This window comes from Flavobacterium sp. (assembly GCF_028689845.1).
Lineage (GTDB): Bacteria > Bacteroidota > Bacteroidia > Flavobacteriales > Flavobacteriaceae > Flavobacterium.
The window spans coordinates 1-9742 of the sequence record NZ_JAQVCH010000052.1 but is presented as its reverse complement, the minus strand read 5'-3'; the positions used below and the strand labels follow the sequence as shown (position 1 = coordinate 9742).

At 32.5% G+C, this 9742-nt stretch carries 9 protein-coding genes; all 9 read left to right on the top strand.

Annotated elements, in window-relative coordinates:
* Positions 1-168: 168 nt before the first annotated feature.
* Positions 169-1593, top strand: coding sequence for a SusD/RagB family nutrient-binding outer membrane lipoprotein (locus tag PHR76_RS12865; protein ID WP_300063484.1), 1425 nt, complete (start codon positions 169-171; stop codon positions 1591-1593).
* 14 nt (positions 1594-1607) lie between these two features.
* Positions 1608-2510, top strand: a complete 903-nt coding sequence (locus PHR76_RS12860; protein ID WP_300063481.1) for a hypothetical protein — start codon at positions 1608-1610, stop codon at positions 2508-2510.
* Positions 2511-2568: 58 nt separating this feature from the next.
* Complete coding sequence (locus tag PHR76_RS12855; RefSeq protein ID WP_300063478.1) at positions 2569-3579, top strand: hypothetical protein; 1011 nt, start codon at positions 2569-2571, stop codon at positions 3577-3579.
* 152 nt (positions 3580-3731) lie between these two features.
* Positions 3732-5669, top strand: a complete 1938-nt coding sequence (locus PHR76_RS12850; protein WP_300063475.1) for a putative porin — start codon at positions 3732-3734, stop codon at positions 5667-5669.
* 83 nt (positions 5670-5752) lie between these two features.
* Positions 5753-7114: a pyridoxal-phosphate dependent enzyme gene (locus tag PHR76_RS12845; protein WP_300063472.1), complete on the top strand. Its 1362-nt coding sequence runs from the start codon at positions 5753-5755 to the stop codon at positions 7112-7114.
* 104 nt (positions 7115-7218) lie between these two features.
* Positions 7219-8499 carry a DUF2851 family protein gene (locus PHR76_RS12840; RefSeq protein ID WP_300063469.1) on the top strand — a complete coding sequence of 427 codons (1281 nt, stop codon included), beginning with the start codon at positions 7219-7221 and terminating at the stop codon, positions 8497-8499.
* Positions 8500-8507: 8 nt separating this feature from the next.
* The gene (locus PHR76_RS12835; protein ID WP_300063466.1) at positions 8508-8930 is read left to right on the top strand and encodes a 6-phosphogluconate dehydrogenase; all 423 of its coding nucleotides are present in this window, start codon (positions 8508-8510) and stop codon (positions 8928-8930) included.
* Positions 8930-9157, top strand: coding sequence for a PspC domain-containing protein (locus PHR76_RS12830; RefSeq protein ID WP_300063463.1), 228 nt, complete (start codon positions 8930-8932; stop codon positions 9155-9157). The genes PHR76_RS12835 and PHR76_RS12830 overlap by 1 nt, the downstream gene beginning before the upstream one ends.
* A gap of 88 nt (positions 9158-9245) precedes the next feature.
* Positions 9246-9742, top strand: a 497-nt coding sequence (locus tag PHR76_RS12825; RefSeq protein WP_300063460.1) for an alanine:cation symporter family protein, incomplete at its 3' end; no start/stop codon positions are given.

Sequence of the window (9742 nt, the reverse complement as noted above, 5' to 3'; positions counted from 1 at the left end):
TGTTGTAGGTAGAAATTTAGCATTATTGTATTCAAAAACACCTCATGTTGATCCAGAATCTGCATTTAGTAATGCTAATGGTGAACAAGGTCAAGAATTTGGTCAATTACCATCTGCTAGATCGTATGGTTTTAATGTTAATATTAAATTCTAATAAAAAAGATGAAAATGAAAAAAATAGTTTATTTATTTATCGCCTCACTAGCTTTTACAGCTGTGAGTTGTGATAAAGATTTTGAGGAGGTTAATACTACTCAAAATAGTTCACTAACAACAGACCCTAATTTGTTGTTAGGTGGTGCTATAATCGCTACTCAAAATACAATCTATAACGCACAAATCGGTGCTGATATGGGTTTATGTTGGGCTCAACATTGGTCTAAAGTACAGTATAATGATGAGGAGAAATATATTCCTAGAAGAGCATTAATGAATTCTATGTGGACTGTGATGTATTCTAGTGTAATTGCTGAGGCAAAAGAAGCTTATACTTTAGCTGGTGCTGCTGGTAATACTAATTTACAAGGGGCATCATTGATTATTCAAGCTAATGCTTTTCAAATTGTAACTGATCTATACGGACCTTGTCCTTTTACAGAGGCAGTGGTTCCTGGTATTGTGAAACCTGTTTATGATTCAGAAGAAGTTGTTTATGAAGGTATTTTAGCTTTATTAGATGAAGCAGAAGTATTATTAGCTAACGGAACTGGAGATTTTACACCATCTGCTGATTATGTTTATGGTGGAGATTTTAGCAAATGGAGAAAATTTGGAGCTTCGCTTAAATTAAAAGCGTTAATGAGAATTTCTTCTAAAAGAAGTGTTAGTTCAGATCTTCAAGCTTTAGTTAATTCTGGTTTGTTATTCTCTTCTAACAGTGATACAGCTCAATTAATTTATACATCATCTCAACCAGATGCTAATCCAATTTATGAGACAATTGTATATGGTGGTAGAACAGAATATAAAATGAGTTCTGTTTTAGTTGATAAATTAGCAGGTACAAATGATCCAAGGTTAGCAGTTTATGCTCAAAAAAACAATGCTAATGCTTATGTAGGTAATGTTCCTGGTGTTGAGAATTCTGGAAATTATAATGCTTTTTCTTCTCCTGGTACTTTTTATTTAAATCCAACTTTGCCTGGTATCATTATTTCAAATGCACAAGTTCAATTTTTATTAGCTGAAGCGGCAAGTAAAGGTTTTATTTCTGGTGGAATTGATACCGCTAGAGAATATTATTTAGCAGGTATTAGAGCTAATATGACTGTGAATGGTATTAGCCCTGCTGCTGCAGATGCTTATATTGCTCAATCAGGTATTGATTTTTTCACAACTGCACAAGCAAATGAAAGAATTGGTTACCAGACATGGTTAGCACTATATGGTCAAGGTATTGAAACTTGGACGGAATGGAGAAGAACTGGTTTCCCAGCTTTATCTCCTGTATTTGATGCTGCTATTCCACAGATCCCAAGTAGATTTTATTATTCTACAGATTCACAAAATACTAACAATGCAAATTATACTGCAGCAGCTGCCATGTTAAGCAATGGCGATACGATGTTGTCTAAAGTATGGTGGATGAACTAATTAAATTGTAAATTATGAAAAAAATATTTAAATTATCCTTGTTTTTATTTGCTTCGTTAGCTTTTACCGCTTGTTCTAATGAAACAAGTGATACGCTTACGGATAGCGAAACCCAAGGTGGTCTTTTAACTGTTCTAAATGAAAATATTGTTTATGAACAAGGTAGTGATCCAGACAAAATCTATGAGGCTGCTGTTTCAGGTTTTCAAGGACGAGAAAAAATTCAAACAATTGATGTTTATAAACAATTTATTAGTGTTGACGGTTTGAAATCAGATAAAATTTTATTAAAAACATTAACGTTGCCTAATGTTGATCAGATGGAAACTGTTTCCTTCGAATTTTCATACAACGATTTAATTGCTGGTTTAACCGTAGATGGTGTTCCATTACCTGCAAGTGATGCTATTTTAAACATTGGTGATACTTGGGTTCTTTCTTATTTATCAAATCTTGACAATGGAAATTCTCACGAGAATTATAAGACAACCAAAATTACTGTTTCTTGTGGATCTTTCTTGGCAGGGTTATATTCTAACTCTACTTTAAGAGTTGAAACGGGTGTTGTATATACATTTGCGGTAGATGAAGTAACTGCAATTGGTCCTGGTATTTATAATACATCTTACATTGGTAATTACTATTGTGCTGGACAAACTCCTGGTTCTTCTGGTAATACTACACAACTACCTGCAGGTACACGTGCTGGTTATACTTTTCAAGATATTTGTGGAAGTTTGGGTATGGAAACTCAAAACTTAGCGAGTGCCTTTACTAATGAAGTTAGACAAAGTCCTGAACAAAAAGCTATGAGTAATGTAGATTTAGTAACTGGTATTATAACTATTCACTATTCTATTATGTTTACTGATCAAACTGTGAATAGACCGTTTATTACAACTTTAACACCGCTATAATTAATTGTTTAATAATTTGCTTATCATTCAACTGATAAGAAAATCAAATTTTAATTTTATGAAAAAAAATAAATTTAATATTCTATTGTTAACATTTTTAATGGCAGGTTTCACCTTCACCTCATGTGAGAATGAAGATGATGCAACTGGTGATTCAGTAGCTATTGTTAATGATGGAGTGGCAGCTGTTGAGGCAGTAACGCCAGGTCTCTCTTTTAGTGCTCCAAATAATGTAAATGAAGGTGGTTCTCAAAGAATAATTCAATATGCGATAACTTTACAAGAAGTTCAGCCTGTTGATGTTTATGTAACTGTATCTTTGGTTTCTGGAGATGCTATTGAAGGGGAAGATTTCGATTTTGATCATTCAGTAATTGTTCCTGCTTTTACTAAAAAGGGTGTTGGAACTGTAACTATCCTAAAAGATGATATCGAAGAAAGCACTGAAACCTTCACATTAAAAATCGGAGATGTATTTGATGCAAACGTTAGTTTTGCAGGTGCAAATCTTGTCTTTAATATAACTGATTTTGGTGCATTAAACTTAATCTTAGATTGGAATACTACTTTTCAATTCTCTGGTTTAGATTTAACACTGTGTGATATTGGTTATGATGTTGATTATTATTTAGTTGACATGAATGGTGAGGCTGTTGAAATGGCCGCAACTGCTGATTGTCCTGAAACTATGGTTTTAGACTTAGCAGCTAATGCAGATCTAGTAGATGGTACTTATGAAATTATGATGAACATCTGGGATGATGCGGGTTTAAGTACTGTAGGTATTGATCCAGCTTTTGAAATCGTGACAAACGTTACTTATTCAAGAGATAATTCAACTTTTGCAGGAGCATTTGCACAAGATTCTGCAGATGGAATTGATTCAAACTATGGTTCAGATCCTAGTAATCTTGATCCTAAGTATGTAGCAACACTTAAAATTGAAAACGGTATGTTTACACTTAGTAAAAATGGTTCAGCCATTGGTACTGGTAAACTTGCTAATTTAAAAAATAAACTTGCTGCAAAAAATGCAAATAGAGTAAAAAAACCTAGTTATTTTAACTAACCCTTTTACCTTATAATTTAATCGCCTAAAGTCTAACTTTAGGCGATTTTTTTTATACTTCTTTTTTCTTTTCTCTTTTTTCTGTGTTTACTCCTGCTCTAAAAGTTTTTAATTATTTTTTTCTCTGTACATTTGCCATTATTTATTCACACATGAAAGGAGTTTTTTTATTTTTTTTTATTTTCCTCCCTTTTCTTTCCCTTGCACAAGAAGAGGAGAAATTTGAAAAAGCAACCACTTTAATTGCTAAAAAATCTAAGTCGCCTATAGCAACGATTGATCAATATAAAATTATTACAATTGAAAAGGACAGCATCGTTTATGATACCTCGTTAACTATTCATGATGAATACCGGTTCAATTATTTAAGAAAAGATAATTTTGGATTAATGCCTTTTCCAAATGAAGGACAACCTCTTAATACTTTAGATTTTGGACTTAATAAATATGAGTCTTTACCTAAAATGGGTTTTGCAGCTAAACATTTTAATTATCTTGAAATTGAAGATATTAATTATTATAGTGTAGCTACTCCATTAACAGAACTGTATTTTAAAACCGTAATGGAACAAGGGCAATCTTTAGATGCCTTTATTACCCTAAATTCATCCGAACAATTTAATGTTTCAATTGCCTACAAAGGGTTGCGTTCTTTAGGAAAATATGTAAATCAATTGACTAGTAATGGTAATTTTCGGTTCACTACGAGTTACCATACCAAAAACAAAAGGTATATCCTAAATGGTCATTTTACTGCTCAAGATTTGTATAATGAGGAAAATGGCGGAATCATTAATAATGCCAATTTTGAAGATGGCGATCCAGAGTTTAAAAACCGTGCACGTTTGCAGGTTTATTTAACAGATGCAAATTCATTCCTTAAAGGGAATCGTTATTTTATAGATCAACGGTTTAGAATTAACCCAAAGCAAAGTACTAATAATTTATTTTTAGATTATAGGTTTATTTATGAACATAAGTTTTTTGAATTTATTCAAACAACTATTCCCACAACCATAACTTCAACAACTGGAAATACAACCATTTATAGATTTGGTGATGCCTATGTCTTAAATAACCTTTCAGACCAAACGCGGTTTAATGAAATGAAAAATAAAGTGGGAGCAGTTTATGAAAACACTACTTTAGGTGAATTTAAATTTTTTCTTCAAGATGTAAGGTATAATTATTATTATAATCGAGTCATTATAACTGACGATTATATCGTGCCGAATCGAATAAATGATATCATTCAATCTTTTGGTGGAGAATACAGCTATCGTAAGAATAATTGGAAAGGCCTTTTCTCCTACACGAAATCTATCACAGATCAAAATTTATCAGATTTATCTGCAACAATCCAATATTCTTTTAATCCTAAAAATACTATTCTTTTTAAATATCAAAATTTAAATAGAATTCCAGATTTAAATTATACGCTCTTTCAAAGTAGTTATATTAATTACAATTGGTATAATAATTTCAAAAACGAAAAAATTAACTCCTTGTCCGCTTCTGCCGACACGCAATGGGGTTCTGTTTCTTTAGAACTAACAACGATAGATGATTTTTTGTATTATAGTAATGATGATACTACCGCTCAACAAGTACTCGTAACGCCAAAACAATATGGAAGTTCTCTGAATTATTTTCGCATAAAAGTAAGTAAGGAATTTAAATGGTGGAAATTAGCTTTAGATAATACCTTCTTGTTTCAAGGAGTCGACCAAACAGATGATGTTTTAAATGTTCCTCAATTTACAACGCGAAATACCTTGTATTTTTCTAATCATTTTTTCAAAAAAGCATTATTTCTTCAAACTGGGATAACATTTAATTTTTTTACAAACTATTATGCAAATGACTATAATCCTATTATAGCCGGTTTTTATACACAAAATAACACCAAAACTGGAGATTTTCCTTTATTTGACTTCTTTGTCAATGCCAAAATTAGCCAGGCACAAATTTATTTAAAAGCAGAACATTTTAATTCTGCATGGACAGGATTTGATTATTATGCTGCCCCCAACTATCCATATCACGATTTTATGATACGTTTTGGTGTGATTTGGAATTTTTTCCTATAACCATTTTACCTATTTATAATTGTAGTTTGACCTAAATTAGATTCGTCTTTTATCAATACCTTTACATTCCAAAATTTTAACGCATGAAATTCGCAAAAAATATCTTAGAAACTATCGGAAACACACCTTTAGTTAAAATCAATAAAATTACACAAGAACTAGATTGTTTAGTTTTAGCAAAAGTGGAAACATTTAATCCCGGTAATTCAGTAAAAGACCGAATGGCAGTTAAAATGATAGAAGATGCCGAAGCTGACGGACGTTTACAACCCGGCGGAACTATCATTGAAGGAACTTCTGGCAATACCGGAATGGGTTTGGCCTTGTGTGCTATTGTAAAAGGTTATAAATTAATTTGTGTTATTTCCGATAAGCAATCTAAAGAAAAATCGGATATTCTACGTGCGGTCGGAGCCACAGTAATTGTGTGTCCAACCGATGTTGAGCCAGACGATCCACGTTCATATTATTCTGTTTCTAAGCGATTAAGTACTGAAATTCCAAATTCTTGGTATGTCAATCAATACGATAATCCATCAAATGCTATTGCTCATTATGAACAAACAGCTCCTGAAATTTGGGAACAAACCGACGGAAAAATCACCCATTTTGTTGTTGGTGTAGGAACGGGTGGAACCATTTCTGGCGTTTCTAAATATTTAAAAGAACGCAATCCGAACGTGAAAGTATGGGGAATTGATACCTACGGTTCGGTTTTTAAAAAATACCATGAAACAGGTATTTTTGATGAAAACGAAATCTATTCTTACATAACAGAAGGTATTGGTGAGGATATTTTACCAAAAAATGTTGATTTTTCACTTATCGACGGTTTTACCAAAGTGACCGATAAAGATGCAGCTGTGTATACCAGAAGATTGGCTTTGGAAGAAGGAATCTTTGTTGGTAATTCAGCTGGAGCTGCCATCAAAGGACTTTTACAATTAAAAGAACATTTTAAACCAACTGATGTAGTTGTGGTATTGTTTCATGATTCTGGGAGTCGCTATGTAGGTAAAATGTTTAACGATGATTGGATGCGTGAACGAGGGTTTTTAAATCAAGAGATAACAAAAGCATCTGATTTAATTAAGAATCGTGCCAACAAACCCTTAATTATTGTTCGAACAGAAGAACTGGTTTCGCATGCTATTGATCGATTGAAAAAGCATCAAATTTCTCAAATTCCAGTAATAGATAATTCTGGTTTTGTGGGGTCTTTAGATGAAACCAATTTATTTCAAAGTTATGTGAATAATCAAAATATTAGTGAAACGCCTATTCGTGAAATCATGGGTAAACCTTACCCAGTTGTTAACGAAAATACTCCAATAGCTGAAATTTCCAAACTAATTGACAAAGATAATCAAGCTGTTTTAGTGGCCTTAGAAAATGGAAGTCACCAAATTATTACCAAGCATGATATAATTAGTGCGATAAATTAAAAAGCAGAAATTTAATTAAAAGAATTCCTTGTCAAACTTATTGGTAAGGAATTTTTTTATATCTTAGTATTTCCATTAAACGCCACCTATTAATATTATACGCCATGAAAGAAGAATTTCTCCATTTTGTCTGGTTATATAAAAAATTTAAATTGACCGATTTATTTACTACAATAGGTCAGCCCATAACAATCCTAAATACGGGACAATATTTACAAAAAGAAGGGCCTGATTTTTTTAATGCCCAACTCATAATCAATAATCTTCGTTGGGCTGGTAATATTGAAATTCACCTCAAATCGTCCGATTGGTACGTACACCATCATCAAAATGATGCCAATTATGACAACGTAATCTTGCACGTGGTTTGGGAGCATGACGTCGATGTTTTTCGACAAAATAATGATAGTATTCCTGTTTTAGAATTAAAAAATTATGTTCAACCAGTAATAGTTGCTCAATATGAGCAGTTAATGAAGCCCAAATCATGGATTAATTGTGAAAAAGAGATTAGTAATATAGAAGATTTTACACTACAGCATTGGATAGAACGGCTGTTTATTGAACGATTACAAAAAAAAGCCATTGAAGTTAATAATTTGTTAGCCGCAACAATTAATGATTGGGAGCATGTTTTCTATGCTTTTTTAGCAAAAAGCTTTGGGTTAAATGCAAATGGAAACTCTTTTTTAAAAATGATACAAACTTTGCCAATGTCTGTCATTCGAAAAGAACGCCATAATTTACAGCATTTAGAAGCCCTCTTTTTTGGAACAATCGGACTTTTAAATACAGATTATGAAGATGTGTATTTTCTGGAACTAAAAAAAGAATGGATTTTTATGCAACATAAATACCAATTAGAAACGGTCAATCACTTAACTATTCAGTTTTTTAAACATCGACCCGATAATTTTCCAACGATACGTTTGGCCCAATTTGCCCAACTTATTTATAGTCATGATAATTTATTTCAAGCATGTCTTGACGTCACTTCGACTAAAGAAATGTATCAACTTTTTACTGTACAAGTTTCTCCTTATTGGCGTTCTCATTATATTTTTGACAAAGAAAGTCCGCTTAAAAAGAAATTTATCACACCTCGTTTTATCGATTTAGTAATTTTAAATTGTATCATCCCTTTTAGGTTTTGTTATGCCTCTTCCAAAGGAAATGAACCAATAGAACAGTTAATAGCATTTGCAACAGCCATCTCACCTGAAAAAAATGCTATCATCGAACGATTTCAACGTTTGGGAATAAAACCGGTAGATAGTTATCATTCACAAGCATTATTGCAATTAAAAAATGGATACTGCAATTATAATCGCTGTTTAAATTGTGAAATCGGTCAAAAGTTAATTAACTTTACTTCGTCAAATTAATATCCAATATGGAAACAAGTCCAGCCTCTAGTCCCACTTTTTTGAATAAGGTAAAAAAAATATTTTACCGTTTATTATTCGTTTTCTTTATAATACTAGTAGGCTATGTTTCATTTATATACTACGTTCCTTTTAGCACTGGCGTGCGTACGGGAGAGTTAATTAGATTTAGTAAACGCGGGGTTTTGTTTAAAACATGGGAAGGAGAGATGAGTCAAGGAATTTCTGGTGCACAAATTTTTAGTTTTTCGGTTCAAACAAGTGAAAAAGACGTTGTAGAAAAATTAGAAAATCTTCAAGGAAAGTATGTAAAATTAAATTATCTAGAACGATACCGCACTTTCTTTTGGTTGGGAGATTCTAGATTTTTCATCACTGGTGTCGAAGAAGACACAACACCGTATATGCGAGTAAAAGAAACAGCACCATAATGGGTTGGATTACCTCCATAAGACACTTTTTTGAAAAACACGGTTTTCATGTTTCCGCACGATTAGCCGATCGGTTAGGAATGCGAGCAACGAATGTCCGATTGTTTTTTATTTACATTTCTTTTGTTACGGCTGGCCTCTGGTTTGGAGTATATCTAACCTTAGCTTTTTGGATTAAATTAAAAGATATGGTTTATACTAAACGCAGTTCAGTATTCGATTTATAAGAGATTTGAAAAAAAAGTTGCTCTTCCATTTTTTTTAACCATTTTTTTTCGCAACTTGCTGAACTAATTCTATAATACGATAAACTTTATGAAGAAATTCTTCACGATTCTTACATTTTTATTACCTATTTTAACATTTAGTCAAGAAAAAGGCTTAGACGACAAAATTAATGATATTATAAAGCCTGCAGTAGACGCCATGTCTAGTGTTTTCTTTTATACACCTTTTGCTGCAATCGGATTTGATATGCCTTTAGTGGTGCTTTGGTTAGTTATTGGAGCTACTTTTTTTACGCTTTATATGGGATTTATCAATGTTCGAGGTATAAAACATGCTTATCAATTAATACGAGGAGATTATGATAAACCAGAAGATGAAGGAGAAGTTTCTCACTTTCAAGCTCTTGTAACTGCTTTATCAGGTACAGTTGGTCTTGGAAATATTGCAGGGGTAGCCGTGGCTATTTCTCTCAGTGGACCTGGAGCTACTTTTTGGATGATTTTAGCTGGATTCCAAGGAATGTCTTCCAAATTTGTAGAATGTACTTTAGGTGTTAAGTATAGAAAATTAAACGATTTAGGTGA